The following is a 14938-nucleotide window of genomic DNA, read 5'->3' on the forward strand; positions in this document are numbered from 1 at the left end:
GGCGAGGCGCTGGCGAAATTCGAGGACGAGCGCAAGCGCATCGATACGCTGCTGAACAACCAGACGCCAGACCAGGTGGCGAGCAAGTAGCGTCCATCTACGCTGGTTCCCCTCCACGAGACGCCTCGGCCACCAAACGAAAAATGGCGGCCCGAAGCCGCCATTTCCCATTCATCCGGCAAACCGGTTTACGCCGCTTCGCTCACCGTCTGCATCGTCCTGAACTGCAGCCGGTCCGAACCGCTCGTCACCTTTACCGTCGATCCGTCCGGCACCTGGCCAGACAGGATCTGCTCGGCCAACGGATCCTGCACGAACTTCTGGATCACCCGCTTCAGCGGCCTTGCGCCGTAGACCGGGTCGTAACCCTTGTTCGCCAGCCAGTGGCGGGCTTCCTCGTCGAGATCGATGACGATCTTGCGCTCGGACAGCAGGGCCACCAGCCGCTTCAGCTGGATATCGACGATCGCGCCCATCTCCTCGCGCTTCAGGCGATGGAAAAGGATGATCTCGTCGATGCGGTTCAGGAATTCCGGCCGGAAATGCCCGCGCACAACCTCCATCACCTGCTCGCGAACCGTGTCGCTGTCGTCGCCGTCCTTCAGCTGCGTCAGATATTCGGCGCCGAGGTTCGAGGTCATGATGATCATCGTGTTGCGGAAATCGACCGTCCGGCCCTGGCCGTCCGTCAGACGTCCGTCGTCCAGCACCTGCAGCAATATATTGAAGACGTCGGGATGCGCCTTTTCGATCTCGTCGAACAGCACGACCTGATAAGGCCTGCGGCGCACGGCTTCCGTCAGCGCTCCGCCTTCGTCATAACCGACATAGCCGGGAGGCGCACCGATCAGCCGGGCAACGGAGTGCTTCTCCATATATTCCGACATGTCCATACGCACCATCGCCGTTTCGTCGTCGAAGAGGAAGCGGGCAAGCGCCTTGGTGAGCTCCGTCTTGCCGACGCCAGTCGGGCCGAGGAAGATGAACGAGCCGATCGGCCGGTTCGGATCCTGCAGGCCGGCCCGCGCGCGGCGGACGGCGCGCGACACGGCCTGAACCGCATCACCCTGGCCGATCACCGATTTCGCCAGTTCGTCCTCCATCCGAAGCAGCTTGTCGCGTTCGCCTTCCAGCATCTTGTCGACCGGAATACCGGTCCAGCGGGAAACGACATGGGCAATATTGTCGGGGATGACGACCTCCTGCACCATCGCGCCGCGTTCGCCATCCTGCTTTTCGGCGTCGACGAGCTGCTTTTCCAAATCCGGAATGACACCGTAGGTCAGCTCGCCGGCACGTTGGAATTCGCCTTTGCGCTGGGCGATCGCCAGTTCATTGCGGGCATCGTCGAGCTGCTTCTTCAGATCGGCGGCAAGGCCGAGCTTCTGCTTTTCCGCCTGCCAGCGAGCCGTCAGTGCATCGGCTTCCTCTTCGAGGCCGGTCAGTTCGGTCTCCAGCCGCTTCAGCCGGTCAGCAGAGGCAATGTCGGTTTCCTTCTTCAGCGCCTCGCGCTCGATCTTCAGCTGGATGATCCGGCGATCGAGCTCGTCGAGCTCTTCCGGCTTGGAATCCACCTGCATGCGCAGGCGCGCTGCCGCCTCGTCCATCAGGTCGATCGCCTTGTCGGGCAGGAAGCGGTCGGTGATGTAGCGATTGGAAAGTGTCGCCGCGGCCACCAGCGCCGCATCGGCGATGCGCACCTTGTGATGCTGCTCGTATTTTTCCTTCAGCCCACGCAAGATCGAGATCGTGTCTTCGACCGTCGGTTCGTCGACGACGACGGGCTGGAAGCGGCGGGCAAGGGCCGGATCCTTCTCGACATGTTTGCGATATTCATCAAGCGTGGTCGCGCCGACGCAATGCAGCTCACCGCGGGCAAGGGCGGGCTTCAAGAGGTTGGAGGCGTCCATCGCCCCATCCGCCTTGCCGGCGCCGACCAGCGTGTGCATCTCATCAATGAACAGGATGATCTCGCCGTTCTCAGCCTGGACTTCATTGAGCACGGCCTTCAGCCGCTCCTCGAATTCGCCGCGGTATTTCGCACCGGCAATCAGCGCACCCATGTCGAGCGCCATCAGCTTCTTGTCCTTGAGCGATTCCGGCACGTCGCCGTTGACGATGCGCAGCGCCAGGCCCTCGACGATCGCCGTCTTGCCGACCCCGGGTTCGCCGATCAGCACAGGATTGTTCTTGGTGCGGCGCGAAAGCACCTGGATGGTGCGACGGATTTCGTCGTCGCGACCGATCACCGGGTCGAGCTTGCCCTCGCGGGCTTCGGCAGTGAGATCGCGTGCAAACTTCTTCAGCGAATCGAAACCCTGCTCGGCATTGGAGGAATCCGCCGTCCGGCCCTTGCGGATGTCATTGATGACCTGGTTGAGGCCCTGGGCCGTCACGCCTGAATTCTTCAGCGTCGAAAAGGTCGAGGCCGAGGATTCGATCGCCAGCGCCTGCAGCAGGCGCTCGACCGTGACAAAGCTGTCGCCGGCCTTCTTCGCCGCTTCTTCAGCGGTCGAAAGGACCTTGGCGAGAGGCTGCGCCAGATAAATGTTGCCGTTGCCGCCGGAGATCTTCGGCAACTTGGCGAGAGCTGCGTCATTGGCAAGGCGGGCGGCCTTGGCATCGCCGCCGGCGCGCTCGATTAGCGATGCCGCCATGCCCTGATCGTCATCGAGCAGGACTTTCAGCACATGTTCGGGCGTAAATTGCTGGTGACCCTGCGCCAGCGCATAGGTCTGGGCGGACTGGATGAAACCGCGCACCCGCTCCGAATATTTCTCGATATTCATATGGTACCTCCATGGATCGCCCTGCCCTGACGAGGCGCAGACCGATGATTGAGATCGACCCCCTGAAAAGGCAGGTCACGCTTTGCCCGTCTGGGATTCGGGCGAAGCAGTTCGAAGAGAATATGGTAGCCTGTTCTGCGAGTTTAAAGAGCCCGTAAAATGAAAATCCCCGGCACAAGGCCGGGGATTTTCAAACTAATTCGAGCAGATGGCATGAACTTCACGCTCTCCCTTGAAGGGGACGCGAAATCCTCATTCCGATGCGACGTCAGCCAGCACTGGCGCCTCGGCAGAGGCGCCCTCGCCTTCAGCGGCGGCTTCTTCACCCTCAGCACCGCGACGCGGGCGACGGGGACGGCTGCCGGTGCTGCGGCGGCGGGGCTGGCGTTCGCGCGGCTGGCCGCCGGCACCTTCCTCGTCCATGGCGACTTCGGCCGGAATACCTTCGATCTCCGGCTGTGGGCCGGTTCCATCGATGAGTTCGGACTGGGGTGCCGGTGCCGGCGCCTGAGCGGGTACCGGCTTCGGCTGCTGCTGTGCCTGCGGCTGCGGCTGGTGCTGCCTGCTCTGCGGCTGATGCTGCCTGTTCTGCGGCGGCTGGACGATAACGACGTCGTCGCCGTCATTGTCATTGTCATTCTCATTGTTATCCATATCGTCGCCGTCGCGGTCCGCACCTTCGCGATCATTGTACTCGCCGCGGTCGTCGCGCTGGAAGCGTTCCTGCATCTGCGCCTGGGCGCTGGCGATGATACGATTGTAATGTTCGGCGTGCTGGAGATAGTTCTCGGCAATCACGCGATCGCCGGAGCTTTGGGCGTCGCGGGCGAGCTGCGCGTATTTTTCGGCGATATGCTGCGCAGTACCGCGAATCTTCACATCGGGGCCGGAGCTGTCATAGGTCCGGGTCAGCGGATTGCCGCCCTTGCGGTTGAAATTGTTGTTATTGTTATTTCCACCGCCGCCGCCACCGCCGCCGTTGTTATTGTTACCACGCCCTCGACCGCGCTTGTTCTGCTGTCCTGGCCTCATAGATCGTTCACCTGAATTCTCTGTTTGTGATGGATACATGGCACCAACCGCCATGACCGGAAACCGGGTCAGGACCTTTGTGCCGCGAGCATACTGCGCCTTTGCGCCGACCTGCCGCTTGGTTCTCAAGTCAGTTTGACTGATTCACGCATTGGGTCGTGTTCAACCGTTGAAACTCTCGTTTAAAAGAGCGGACCCCCGAGGCAAACCAAGTACCGAACGAATCTCGTTCATTCCTATCTGCCCAACACGTGACCGCAACCTATATTGCTTCACCGGGAAATCCAAGCCTTTTCTTCGCAATAACAATAATGTCCTGTTCAATGCCGGATTGTCGTCTCTCACGTGAGCGCGAACACGAGCACCCTGTCGTTCTGACCATAATCTTTCACGGATTTGAGGCACCTGAAGCCTTTCGCTTCAAAGATCGCCGTCACGTCGTTTCGCTGATCGTAGCCGATCTCCAGTCCGACGACCCCATCGGGCTTGATGAACCTTGCCGCATCCTTGGCTATGGCTTTGTAAGCGTCAAGCCCATCCGGGCCGCCATCCAGAGCCGCAGCCGGATCAAATTTCGTCACTTCGGGAGCGAGATCGTGAATGACATTGGAAGCAATATAGGGCGGATTTGAGACAATCGCGTGAAACGATCCCTGGATGTTCTCGAACCAACTCGACTGGACGACCTGAAAACGATCCTGCAACCCGTTTCTTTCTGCATTCGATCTTGCCGTCAGAAGTGCATCCGCCGATATGTCGCTGCCGACACCTGACGCATCAGGACACTCGCTCAAAAGCGCAAGGCATATCGCCCCGGTCCCGGTTCCCATGTCAAGGATATGGAGACGGCTTTGCGCCTTTGCAAGGTCTTTGAGATAGACGAGAACCGTATCGACCAGGATTTCCGTATCCGGCCGCGGTTCCAGCGTTTCCGCCGAGAGCCGCAGCGGCAGGCCATAGAATTCCCGCTCGCCGAGAATGCGATGCACCGGCTCATGGCCGAGCCGCCGCTCCAGCGCCTTGAAAATCACTTCGGCCTGTTCAGGAGAAAGCCTCTCGGCCGATCGCGTCAACAGCTCGGTCGGCGACAATCTCAGAAGGCCCGCGACAAGCAGCCGCGCATCGGTCGCCGGGTCGACGATACCGGCTTCCGTGAAGCGACGGCGCGCTTCGGCAAGCATATCGGAGACCGTCGAGCTCATTGTTGCTCGCCGAGCTGCGCCAGCTGGCTGGCCTGGTAATCGGCCATCAGCGCGTCGACGACCTCCTCGATCTCGCCTTCCATCATTCGGTCAAGCTTATAGAGCGTCAGATTGATGCGATGGTCCGTCACCCGCCCCTGCGGGAAATTATAGGTGCGGATACGTTCCGAGCGGTCGCCGGAGCCGACCTGGCTTTTGCGATCGGCAGAGCGCTCGCTGTCGGCCCTCTGCCGCTCCGCGTCATAAAGCCTGGAGCGCAGCACCTGCATCGCCTTGGCGCGATTTTGGTGTTGCGATTTTTCCGAGCTGGTGACGACGATGCCGCTCGGCAGGTGGGTGATACGCACCGCCGAGTCCGTCGTATTGACGTGCTGGCCGCCCGCGCCCGAAGAGCGCATCGTGTCGATGCGGATGTCTTCAGCCCGGATCTCGATGTCGATCTCCTCGGCCTCGGGCAGCACCGCCACCGTCGCCGCCGACGTATGGATGCGGCCCCCCGCCTCGGTTTCCGGCACGCGCTGCACGCGATGCACGCCGGATTCGAATTTCAGCTTGGCAAAGACGCCCCTACCGGTAATCGTCGCGATGATTTCCTTGTAGCCGCCGGCTTCGCCCTCGCTCGCCGAGAGCACCTCCACCTTCCAGCCCTTTTCCGCCGCAAAGCGCTCGTACATGCGAAACAGATCGCCGGCGAAAAGAGCCGCTTCCGAACCGCCCGTGCCGGCGCGGATTTCGAGGATCGCGCTCTTTTCGTCCGCTGCGTCCTTCGGCAGAAGCAGGATCTGCATCTCCTGTTCCAGCACCTCGATCTGCTCTTTCACGTCGGGCAGCTCCAGCTCGGCGAGGTCGCGCATCTCGCGGTCGACCGACCTGTCCTCGAGCAGCGTTTCGAGATCGGCAAGCTCGGCGACCGCTTTCTCATAGACGCGGATCTTGGTCACGACAGGCTGCAGCTCGGAATATTCGGATGCGAGCTTCACATAGACATCGGCAGCCGGGCCAGCCGACATGCGCGCCTCGATCTCGCCGAAACGACGTTCCAGCTCGCGCATCTTTTCAACGGGAAGCTTCGCCACCCTTCACTCCGATTCTTCTTAATCTCAGTCTAAAGGGGAATATTGTGGCTCTCGGCGAAGCGGGCAAGCACCTCGCGCATCGGCGTCAAGGCATGGTGATCGTCCAGCACCTCGTCCATCGCCTTCGTCAGCGCCCCGACATCGAGCCCTAGCAGCATCGCCTTCACCGGTCCGATCGAGGCCGGCGACATCGAGATCGAGCGGAAGCCGATACCGAGCAGCGCCATCGCCGAGATGGGTTTGCTGGCGAGCTCGCCGCAGAGCGTCACCGGCGTCTTGTTCCGCTCCGCCCCGCGCACAATATCGCGCAGGATGCGCAAGAACGGCTTGCCCAGCGGATCGAAGCGGTCCGAAACCCGTGCATTGCCGCGATCGACCGCCATCGAGAACTGGAAGAGGTCGTTCGAACCGACCGAGACGAAATCGACCGCCTCCATCAGTTCGTCGAGCTGCCAAAGCAGGGCCGGCACCTCCAGCATCGCCCCGAATTGCAGCTTGCGCGGCAAGCCGTGGCCGAAGCGCGAGAGATGCTGCACTTCCTTCTGCAAAAGCTCGCGCACCATCTTCAACTCGGATACCTCGGTCACCATCGGAACCATCAGCTTCAGCTCGGTGTCGGCCGATGCCTTTAGCAGGGCGCGCAACTGGGTGCGCAACAGTCCCGGCCGGTCGAGCGACAGCCGGATGGCGCGCCAGCCGAGTGCCGGATTTTCTTCCTCATGGCCGCGGAAATAGGGCACCACCTTATCGCCGCCGATATCGAGCGTACGGAAGGTGACGGTGCGGCCCGCCGCCTGTTTGATCACATTGCGATAGAACTGCTCCTGCTCATCCGCCTTCGGCATGGTGGAGGCGATCATGAATTGCAGTTCGGTGCGGAAGAGGCCGATGCCCTCGGCACCCGATTCCGAAAGCTGCGGCAGGTCGACCAACAGCCCCGCATTCATCATCAGCGAGATCCGCTGCCCATCCTTGGTCACTGGCTCGACGGCGCGCAGTGCCCGGAACTGCTCCTGCCGCCTGGCGCGGAAGCGGACCTTTTCCTCATAGGAACGCCGGTGATCGGCCATCGGCCGCAGATGCACATGCCCCTCGTCGGCGTCGATGATCACGGCATCACCATTCTCGGCGAGCGCCACCACACCCGCCGCCTGGCCGATGACCGGAATCCCCATGGCGCGTGCGACGATCACCACGTGGCTCGTCACCGCCCCTTCTTCCAACACCAGCCCACGCACATTGGAACGCGGATAATCGAGCAGCTCGGCTGCCCCCATGGCGCGCGCCAGGATGATTGCGTCGCTGGGGAAACCTTCAGCGGTCGTCCGGCCGGTATAACCCGTCAACTGTCTGAGCAGCCGGTTCGCCAGATCCTCGAAATCATGCATGCGTTCGCGCAGATAAGGGTCGGTCAACCGCATCATCCGCGCCTTGGTGTCGCTCTGCACCTTCTCGACTGCTGCTTCCGCCGTCAGGCCGTTGCGGATCGCCTCCTCGAGCTTGCGCACCCAGCCCTGGTCATGCGCAAACATGCGATAGGTTTCGAGCACCTCACGATGTTCGCCCTCCATCGACACGTCGCGACGCGACAGCATGTCGTCGATTGAAATCCGAAGCGAGCCCATGGCTTCGGCCAGCCGCCGGATTTCCTTCTCGGCATCTTCGTTCAGCAGGTTGGTGACGACGATGCGCGGCTCGTGCAGCACGACGTAACCGAGGCCGATGCCGTCATTATAAGTGTCGCCATCAACGGTAACCGAACGCGTCAGGTCGAGTTCGAGGCCCGGCTTGGTGATCTTCTTGAGCTCGCCGGTGGCGATCATCTCGGCAAGCACCATCGCGGTCGTCTCGAGCGCTTCCAGCTCTTCCTCGCGATAGTTGCGGCTTGCCTTGTTCTGCACGACGAGAACGCCGAGTGAGCGCCCGGTCCTGAGGATCGGCACACCAAGGAAGGAATGGTAGATTTCTTCGCCCGTTTCCGGCAGGTAGCGGAAAGCAGGGTGCGACTGCGCGTCGGAAAGGTTAAGCGGCTGGGCCGACGCCGCGATCGTGCCGACCAGGCCCTGCCCCATCTTCAGTTGCGCCAGATGCACGGCCTCGCGGTTGAGGCCTTCGGTCGCGTAGAGTTCGAGTACGCCGTCGGCGCGCAGCACATAGACGGAGCAAACCTCCGCCACCATATTGCCGGCAATCTGGCGGACGATCCGGTCAAGACGCTCCTGCGGCTCCAGCGGCTCCGCCATCAACTCGCGCAGCCGCCTGAGCAGCACGCGCGGACCGCCGGAAAGGTCTCTCATGGCGTCTCAAGCTCCCGAAACAACGCACTCAGTCCCGGCAGGCCGGCCCTCGTCTCCTCAACCTGAAGGGGCAGGCCGCCCACTGGGAATCAATTCTTATCCAGACCGTAGCAGGAATGCAAAGTCCTGACAGCGAGTTCTGCATAGGGACCGTCAATCAGGATGGAAATCTTGATCTCGGAGGTCGTGATCGCCTTGATGTTGATGCCTTTTTCGGCAAGTGCACGAAATGCGGTCGCGGCAACGCCCGCGTGGCTGCGCATGCCAATACCGATGACCGATACTTTCACCAGCCCCGATTCGTTCTGCACGACATCGTAGCCGATCTTCTCCTTATGGTCGCCGAGCACCTTGATCGCCTTCTCGACGTCGCCTGACGGCACGGTGAAGGTCATGTCGGTCTTCGACCCATCCTCGGAGATATTCTGGACGATCATGTCGACATTGATATGGGATTCAGCAAGCGGCCCGAAGATCGCCGCGGACACGCCCGGCCGGTCGGCAAGACGGCGAAGCGAGATCTGAGCCTCATCCTTGGCATAGGCGATGCCGGTGACTACTTCCTGTTCCACGATTTCATCCTCGTCACAAATCAGCGTTCCGGGCGGGTTCAGCAGATCGCCCATGCCCGGAGCATCGGGGTCTTCGAATGATGAGCGCACGAAGGTGCGCACCTTGTGCACCATGGCAAGCTCGACCGAGCGCACCTGCAGTACCTTGGCGCCAAGCGAGGCCATTTCCAGCATTTCCTCGAAGGCGATCTTCTTCAGCCTGCGCGCCTTCGGCACGATGCGGGGGTCGGTCGTGTAGACGCCGTCGACGTCAGTATAGATATCACAGCGGTCTGCCTTGACAGCTGCCGCGATTGCGACGGCCGAAGTGTCCGATCCGCCGCGCCCGAGCGTCGCGATACGGTTGTCGGGTCCCAACCCCTGGAAGCCGGAGATGACGGCAACCTGCCCCTCGCCCATGCGTTTGACGATGTCAGAGCCGTCAATCTCCATGATCCGCGCCGCGCCATGCGCGTTGTCGGTGCGGATCGGGATCTGCCATCCCTGCCAGGAACGGGCATTGATATCCATCGCCTGCAATGCGATTGCCAGCAGCCCTGATGTCACCTGCTCGCCGGATGCGACCACCGCATCATATTCCCGCGCATCGTAAAACGGAGAATTGGCGCCGATCACCTTCGGCGTGCCCTGGACCCAGCCAACCAGTTCATTGGTCTTGCCGGACATGGCCGACACCACCACCGCGACCTCGTGCCCGGCATCGACTTCGCGTTTTACGTGGCGGGCAACATTCTTGATGCGGTCCAGGTCAGCGACGGACGTGCCGCCGAATTTCATTACGATGCGTGCCATATGCCTCTACCACGACTGGCGCCGGGAAAGCGGAAAACCGGACCCGGCATCACGAAAGCTCTGGGCAGACCGCTTGGCCAGAGAGCCGGATTCCCAACTTCCGGAACCGCTCTAAAGCCCAGGTCCCCAAAGGCCCCAAGTTGCGGCGTCTCTTAGCGAGTTTGGCGGGGGGAGGCAAGCGCGGGCGATAAAAGCTATTGGCGAGCGGTTCCGCCCTCGTCAGTCCTCTGGTCTGCACCCTTGACTTATGCCCCCGATCGTCCGACTTCACATCTCACGAATGAAGGAGTGGACGATGACGGAAGGCGCCAGAAGCACGATCGACCAAGGTGAAGTGGACCGCTTCTCGGCGATGGCGGCGGAATGGTGGAGCCCGACCGGCAAATTCAAGCCGCTGCACAAGTTCAATCCCGTCCGGCTCGCCTATATAAGAGACAAAGCCTGCGAGAATTTCGGCCGTGATCCGAAAAGCGCGCGCCCGCTCGAGGGCCTGCGCGTGCTCGATATCGGCTGCGGCGGCGGTCTGTTATCCGAACCTGTCGCCCGCATGGGCGCGTCCGTCGTCGGCGCCGATCCGTCCGAGAAGAATATTGGCATCGCCTCCACCCATGCGAAGGCCTCCGGCGTTTCGGTCGACTATCGCGCCGTCACCGCCGAGGAGCTCGCCGAGGCTGGCGAGACCTTCGATATCGTCTTGAACATGGAGGTGGTGGAACACGTCGCCGATGTCGAATTCTTCATGACGACCTGCGCGAAAATGGTCCGCCCCGGCGGCCTGATCTTCGTTGCCACCATCAACCGTACGATGAAGGCGGCAGCGCTTGCCATCTTCGCCGCCGAGAACATTCTGCGCTGGCTGCCGCGCGGCACGCATCAGTATGAAAAGCTCGTACGCCCGGAAGAGCTGGAAAAGCCGCTGGCCGCAAACGGCCTCGAGATCACCGACCGCACCGGCGTCTTCTTCAATCCACTGTCGAACCAATGGAACCTGTCCAAGGATATGGACGTGAATTATATGCTGCTGGCGAAGCGGCCGGCTTAGGGCATGTCGCGCAAAACTGTGCAGCGGTTTTGCGACAACGACATGCGCAAAAACAAAGGGCTAAAGCGCGAGGAGCGAATCTGAAAGATCGCGACGCGCTTTAGTCCCGCCGTCAATAAGCCGGCTACACTTTCAGCGCGATACGCAGGCCGAAATCATAGAAGGCGAGCGGCGTGGACTACACGTCAGTTTACGTCTTCCGGCAAAACAGGAATGGCTGCGATCTCGATGCCCTCTTCGAGGAGGGCCTGCGCCTCGTCGAACGTCGCCTGGCCGATGATGCCGCGGGCATCCGCCTCGCCGTAGTGGATCTTGCGGGCTTCCTCGGGAAATTGCGTGCCGACGTCCTCGGAATTGGCCTTGACCGCCGCAACGGCCTCCTTGAGCTTTTGCAGGGCCTCGCGGCGCATGGCATCCATCGCCAGCGTCTGCCTCTCGTCCTTCTTCCGCGCGGTCGACACCGAAGGCGCCATCAACAGCTTGGAAATGGCGGCGGAATGACAGACCGGGCAGGTCAGAAAACCGGTTTCGACCTGACGATCGAAATCGGCGCTTTCCGAAAACCAGCCTTCGAATTCATGGGCATTGTCACAGGTGAGGGAATAGCGGATCAAGCGGCGACGCCTCCGGCGACTGCTCCCGCAATCTTCTCGACCGAGAATTCCCGGCCATTCCTCAGGTTCGGGATCTTGTCATGCGCGGCCTTGACCGCGGCGGGATCGATCTCGGCGACGATAACCGCCGCACCGGTGGCGCCGGCCGACGCCAGCACCGTGCCCCAGGGATCGATGATCATCGAATGGCCGAAAGTCTCGCGCCCGTCCTCGTGCCGGCCTGCCTGTGCGGCAGCGATGATGAAGACACCGTTCTCGATTGCCCGTGCCCTGAGGAGGATCTCCCAATGCGCCTCGCCGGTCTGCTTGGTGAAGGCGGCGGGCACTGTCATCACCTCGGCACCGGCCATGGCCTGGGCGCGGAAGAGCGCGGGAAACCGCACGTCGTAACAGATCGCAAAGCCCATTTCGGCAAAGGGCAGCGACAGGACGCGGGCCTCCGAGCCGGCTGTATAGGCGGCACTTTCACGCCAGCTCTCGCCATTGTCGAGATCGACGTCGAACATATGGATCTTGTCGTAGCGATTGAGAATCCTGCCGTCGGGACCGAACAGGAAACCGCGATTGGCGATCTTTCCGTCAGCAAGGGCAATCGCAGTCGAACCGACATGCATGTGAATACCGAGCTCCACGGCAAGCTCTGAGCCAGTCTTGACGATGATGTCATGCGCCTCGTCGGCAAGCACGGCGCGTGCCGCCGCACGGTCTCGCTGCAGCATGCCGGTCATCTCGGGCGTCTGCACATAGGTCGCGCCCTGGGCAACGGCCTCGCGCACCAGCCGCGCCATGGCGGCGGCATTCTTCGCCGGATCGACCCCGGAGCACATCTGGACAGCTGCGGCCTTGAAGCTCATCGGTTCTTCCTCAAGCCGCCAGCATCGGATCGAGCTTGCCGGCCCGATCGAGCGCAAAGAGATCGTCGCAACCGCCGACATGATCGGCGCCGATGAAAATCTGCGGAAAAGTGGTCCGTCCGTTCGACTTGCCGATCATCTCCTGGCGAAGATCCGGCGAAAAGGTCGCGTCGTGCTCGACATATTCGACGCCCTTTTCTTCGAGAAGGGACTTGGCGCGGGTGCAATAGCCGCAAAACTGCCGTGTATAGATGGTGACGGGTACCATAATCTCTCCAGACTGATGCCGGGTATTCCTGTCATATAGGCTCGGAGAGAGCCCTTGCAAAGGTCAAAACCGTTATGTCGGCCGCACCCGCCTTGCGCAGTGTCCGGCTTGCCGCAGCGACCGTCGCCCCTGTTGTATAGACGTCGTCGACGAGGACGATACGCTTGCCGAAAATGTCGTTTTCGCAACCCTTGGCAATCGTGAAAGCACCCCTGACATTGTCCTCACGCGCCTTGGCGCCGAGGCCGACCTGCTGGCTGGTGCGCTTGACGCGAACAAGCGTGGCGGCAAGCAGCGGCTTGCCTGAGAGCCTTGCCATATGGCGGGCAAGCTCGGCTGCCTGGTTGAACTTGCGCGCCAGCATGCGGGTGCGGTGCAGCGGCACCGGGATCAGCGCATCGCAGCTCTCGACCGTCCCGTCGGAAGCCCGCAGCATCCAGGCAGCCATCATCGGTGCCAGATCGGTGCGATCGCGATATTTGAGCCCATGAACGAGATCGCGGACCGCATGGTCATGGGTCGCGGCCGACCGCAGCCGGTCGAAGGGCGGCGGGTTGGCGATCGCCTCGGCGCTGAGGATGCCGACGCCGAGATCGTGCGAGAAGGGAATGCCAAGCACCTCGCAATAGGGCCGTTCGATGAAGCGGATGCCGGACCAGCATTTTGCGCAGAGCCCGCGATGGCCGCCTGTGGAAATACCGCAGACAGAGCAGGCGGGCGGATAGAAGAAATCGGCAAGCGCCGAAAACGGCCGCAAGAGTTGCGCCCGCAAGAACTCTGACGGTTTTTCAACGTTGATCAGTCCCATGCCGCGGAGACTAGCCTGTTCTTCGCGAAAGGAAAATCGTCTTGCCGCACAGGCGACACGGGACTAAGGACATCGCCATGGAAACGATCTTCGACAGAGCCCTGATCGCCGCACATCGCCATCGCGCGCTTGTAAACAACGACCCGAAAGCCGCCTTCCTGCTCGACATTGCCGCTGAGGAAATGGCCGAGCGGCTTACTGTGGTCGAGCGGACTTTCGAGACCGCCGTCGAACTGCATGGCGCAACCGGTGCTGCCGCCCGTGCCGCGCTGGCGACGGGCAAAATCGGCACGATGATCCGCATCGAAAGCCAGAAAGCCTATGCCGGGCCGGGCGAAACCTTGATCGAGGCGCCGCTCGAGGACGTGCCGCTCGAACAGCAATCGGCCAATCTTATCCTTGCGCCGCTCAGCCTGCATCTGACCAACGATACGCCAGGTGTCTTCATCCAGATCCGCCGCGCCCTGAAGCCGGACGGCCTGTTCATGGCGGCGGTCCCCGGCGCCGGCACGCTACAGGAACTGCGCGATGTGCTGCTGGCCACCGAGGTCGAGATGACGGGTGGCGCAAGCCCGCGTGTCATCCCCTTCGCCGATGTGCGCGATGTCGGCAGCCTCATGCAGCGCGCCGGCTTCACGTTGCCGGTGATCGACGCGGAGAATTATACGGTGCGCTATGATTCGCTCTTTCCGCTGATGCGGGATCTAAGAGCGATGGGCATGAGCAATCCGCTTGCAGCCCGCGCCAGGATGCCGCTGACACGCGCCTTCTTCCTGCGTGCAGCGGAGATCTACGCCGAACGTTATTCCGATCCCGATGGACGTATCCGCGCCACCTTCTCGATCATCTATGTCTCGGGATGGGCTGCCCATGAGAGCCAGCAAAAGCCGCTCAGGCCGGGTTCGGCCAAGGCGCGCCTTGCCGATGCATTGAAGGTGGACGAGCACAAGCTCAAGCAGTAACGGCCGGCGCTTCTTCAATTCACCGTCATATTGTTGTTGATCACGTTGAAGACGTCCTGCAGGGCGCCGGTGAAGACCCCGAGACCAGAGACGAGAGCGCCACAAATGAGGGCCGCGATCAGGCCATACTCAATTGCCGTCGCACCTCTGTTATCTGCAAGAAATGCCTTCAAAATACGCATTATTTCGCGACCCCTGAGCGAAACCGACGGCAAACGAACAATTCCACGACCATCGGGCGACGGCCGGCATTTTTCAGCAACCGGCGCCGACGCCATAGCCCTGGACGACGCAGACCGAACCGGGCGTATCCTGGAGGACGCTGCGGCGGATCGTATAACGCTTGCCGCTGTCACTCTTCGGGATCGATCCTGTCGTGATCGTATCAAAATCCGCCGGCGCGCTGGCAAAGACGCTTTTCTTCGAGGAATCCGCAAGCATTGGCGTCAGAATGAGCGTCAGCGCGACCACTGCCGTGCCGAACAGAAGGGCGATATTCAGCGCACCCGTCCTGCGCGAGGCAGACGAGGCCCGTTCCTTTTCCCGGACAGCTTTCCAGAAATCATCGTCCATGACGTCAAGCCTTTTAATACACGCACGCCAGATGCTTGATTGAGGCCGATCTTTGGC

15 protein-coding genes (1 of these 15 cut by a window edge) are annotated in these 14938 nt (G+C 61.5%); 3 read left to right on the forward strand and 12 right to left on the reverse strand.

Annotated features, from left to right (window positions below; all coding sequences use genetic code 11):
• A protein-coding gene (locus tag ACD590_RS19915) for a M23 family metallopeptidase (protein WP_131701971.1) crosses the window boundary here: on the forward strand, positions 1 to 90 show its final stretch. Its footprint begins 1851 nt before the window's first position; 90 of the gene's 1941 nt are visible here — the last part of the coding sequence; its start codon lies off the left edge, out of view; it ends in the stop codon at positions 88 to 90.
• Between the two features lie 98 nt (positions 91 to 188).
• On the opposite strand, the gene clpB is transcribed toward ACD590_RS19915, so the two are convergent.
• The 6 genes from clpB to ACD590_RS19945 all read right to left on the reverse strand — a co-directional run bounded on the left by clpB (position 189) and on the right by ACD590_RS19945 (position 9760).
• Positions 189 to 2789, reverse strand: a complete 2601-nt coding sequence (clpB, locus tag ACD590_RS19920) for an ATP-dependent chaperone ClpB (protein ID WP_028734616.1) — start codon at positions 2787 to 2789, stop codon at positions 189 to 191.
• A 252-nt stretch (positions 2790 to 3041) separates the two neighbouring features.
• A complete protein-coding gene (locus ACD590_RS19925) occupies positions 3042 to 3821 on the reverse strand; it encodes a DUF4167 domain-containing protein (protein WP_028734615.1) in 780 nt (259 codons plus the stop codon).
• Between the two features lie 341 nt (positions 3822 to 4162).
• The gene (gene prmC, locus ACD590_RS19930; protein WP_439003218.1) at positions 4163 to 5023 is read right to left on the reverse strand and encodes a peptide chain release factor N(5)-glutamine methyltransferase; all 861 of its coding nucleotides are present in this window, start codon (positions 5021 to 5023) and stop codon (positions 4163 to 4165) included.
• Complete coding sequence (gene prfA / locus ACD590_RS19935) at positions 5020 to 6099, reverse strand: peptide chain release factor 1 (protein ID WP_439003219.1); 1080 nt, start codon at positions 6097 to 6099, stop codon at positions 5020 to 5022. The genes prmC and prfA overlap by 4 nt, the downstream gene beginning before the upstream one ends.
• A gap of 29 nt (positions 6100 to 6128) precedes the next feature.
• Positions 6129 to 8396 carry a phosphoenolpyruvate--protein phosphotransferase gene (gene ptsP, locus ACD590_RS19940; RefSeq protein ID WP_018243744.1) on the reverse strand — a complete coding sequence of 756 codons (2268 nt, stop codon included), beginning with the start codon at positions 8394 to 8396 and terminating at the stop codon, positions 6129 to 6131.
• Between the two features lie 89 nt (positions 8397 to 8485).
• Entirely contained in the window at positions 8486 to 9760 is a 1275-nt protein-coding gene (locus tag ACD590_RS19945; protein ID WP_011653679.1) for an aspartate kinase, read from the reverse strand.
• A 295-nt stretch (positions 9761 to 10055) separates the two neighbouring features.
• Between ACD590_RS19945 and ubiG the strand changes: the two genes are divergently transcribed.
• Entirely contained in the window at positions 10056 to 10802 is a 747-nt protein-coding gene (gene ubiG, locus ACD590_RS19950) for a bifunctional 2-polyprenyl-6-hydroxyphenol methylase/3-demethylubiquinol 3-O-methyltransferase UbiG (protein ID WP_018448076.1), read from the forward strand.
• A gap of 185 nt (positions 10803 to 10987) precedes the next feature.
• Here the strand turns inward: ubiG and ACD590_RS19955 are convergent, their stop codons facing one another.
• Genes ACD590_RS19955 through ACD590_RS19970 form a run of 4 tightly spaced genes read right to left on the reverse strand, consistent with a single transcriptional unit; the run spans position 10988 to position 13346 of the window.
• Positions 10988 to 11416 carry a DUF1178 family protein gene (locus tag ACD590_RS19955; RefSeq protein ID WP_018243746.1) on the reverse strand — a complete coding sequence of 143 codons (429 nt, stop codon included), beginning with the start codon at positions 11414 to 11416 and terminating at the stop codon, positions 10988 to 10990.
• On the reverse strand, positions 11413 to 12270 hold the full coding sequence (locus tag ACD590_RS19960) for a carbon-nitrogen hydrolase family protein (RefSeq protein WP_018243747.1): 858 nt from the start codon (positions 12268 to 12270) through the stop codon (positions 11413 to 11415). Before ACD590_RS19960 ends, ACD590_RS19955 begins: the two co-directional genes overlap by 4 nt.
• Positions 12271 to 12280: 10 nt before the next feature.
• Positions 12281 to 12538, reverse strand: a complete 258-nt coding sequence (gene grxC / locus ACD590_RS19965) for a glutaredoxin 3 (RefSeq protein ID WP_011653683.1) — start codon at positions 12536 to 12538, stop codon at positions 12281 to 12283.
• 31 nt (positions 12539 to 12569) lie between these two features.
• The gene (locus ACD590_RS19970) at positions 12570 to 13346 is read right to left on the reverse strand and encodes a ComF family protein (RefSeq protein ID WP_131647658.1); all 777 of its coding nucleotides are present in this window, start codon (positions 13344 to 13346) and stop codon (positions 12570 to 12572) included.
• Positions 13347 to 13423: 77 nt separating this feature from the next.
• Here ACD590_RS19970 and ACD590_RS19975 point away from each other — a divergent pair, with 77 nt between their 5' ends.
• Complete coding sequence (locus ACD590_RS19975; RefSeq protein WP_439003220.1) at positions 13424 to 14308, forward strand: methyltransferase domain-containing protein; 885 nt, start codon at positions 13424 to 13426, stop codon at positions 14306 to 14308.
• A 14-nt stretch (positions 14309 to 14322) separates the two neighbouring features.
• Here ACD590_RS19975 and ACD590_RS19980 read toward each other — a convergent pair whose 3' ends face one another.
• Positions 14323 to 14490 carry a Flp family type IVb pilin gene (locus tag ACD590_RS19980; RefSeq protein WP_024323594.1) on the reverse strand — a complete coding sequence of 56 codons (168 nt, stop codon included), beginning with the start codon at positions 14488 to 14490 and terminating at the stop codon, positions 14323 to 14325.
• Between the two features lie 73 nt (positions 14491 to 14563).
• On the reverse strand, positions 14564 to 14881 hold the full coding sequence (locus ACD590_RS19985) for a hypothetical protein (protein ID WP_018243751.1): 318 nt from the start codon (positions 14879 to 14881) through the stop codon (positions 14564 to 14566).
• Positions 14882 to 14938: the final 57 nt, after the last annotated feature.

The organism is Rhizobium sp. 862_C5_N1_2 (assembly GCF_051811205.1).
In the GTDB taxonomy this organism is placed as follows: Bacteria; Pseudomonadota; Alphaproteobacteria; order Rhizobiales; family Rhizobiaceae; genus Rhizobium; species Rhizobium leguminosarum.

What these genes read in the sequence shown, in the direction of transcription:
- prmC (WP_439003218.1), bottom strand. Translation starts at nt 5,023, where the DNA reads ATGAGCTCGACGGTCTCCGATATGCTTGCCGAAGCGCGCCGTCGCTTC.
- grxC (WP_011653683.1), bottom strand. Translation starts at nt 12,538, where the DNA reads ATGGTACCCGTCACCATCTATACACGGCAGTTTTGCGGCTATTGCACC.
- ptsP (WP_018243744.1), bottom strand. Translation starts at nt 8,396, where the DNA reads ATGAGAGACCTTTCCGGCGGTCCGCGCGTGCTGCTCAGGCGGCTGCGC.
- ACD590_RS19960 (WP_018243747.1), bottom strand. Translation starts at nt 12,270, where the DNA reads ATGAGCTTCAAGGCCGCAGCTGTCCAGATGTGCTCCGGGGTCGATCCG.
- ACD590_RS19985 (WP_018243751.1), bottom strand. Translation starts at nt 14,881, where the DNA reads ATGGACGATGATTTCTGGAAAGCTGTCCGGGAAAAGGAACGGGCCTCG.
- ACD590_RS19945 (WP_011653679.1), bottom strand. Translation starts at nt 9,760, where the DNA reads ATGGCACGCATCGTAATGAAATTCGGCGGCACGTCCGTCGCTGACCTG.
- ACD590_RS19975 (WP_439003220.1), top strand. Translation starts at nt 13,424, where the DNA reads ATGGAAACGATCTTCGACAGAGCCCTGATCGCCGCACATCGCCATCGC.
- ACD590_RS19970 (WP_131647658.1), bottom strand. Translation starts at nt 13,346, where the DNA reads ATGGGACTGATCAACGTTGAAAAACCGTCAGAGTTCTTGCGGGCGCAA.
- ACD590_RS19980 (WP_024323594.1), bottom strand. Translation starts at nt 14,490, where the DNA reads ATGCGTATTTTGAAGGCATTTCTTGCAGATAACAGAGGTGCGACGGCA.
- clpB (WP_028734616.1), bottom strand. Translation starts at nt 2,789, where the DNA reads ATGAATATCGAGAAATATTCGGAGCGGGTGCGCGGTTTCATCCAGTCC.
- ubiG (WP_018448076.1), top strand. Translation starts at nt 10,056, where the DNA reads ATGACGGAAGGCGCCAGAAGCACGATCGACCAAGGTGAAGTGGACCGC.
- ACD590_RS19925 (WP_028734615.1), bottom strand. Translation starts at nt 3,821, where the DNA reads ATGAGGCCAGGACAGCAGAACAAGCGCGGTCGAGGGCGTGGTAACAAT.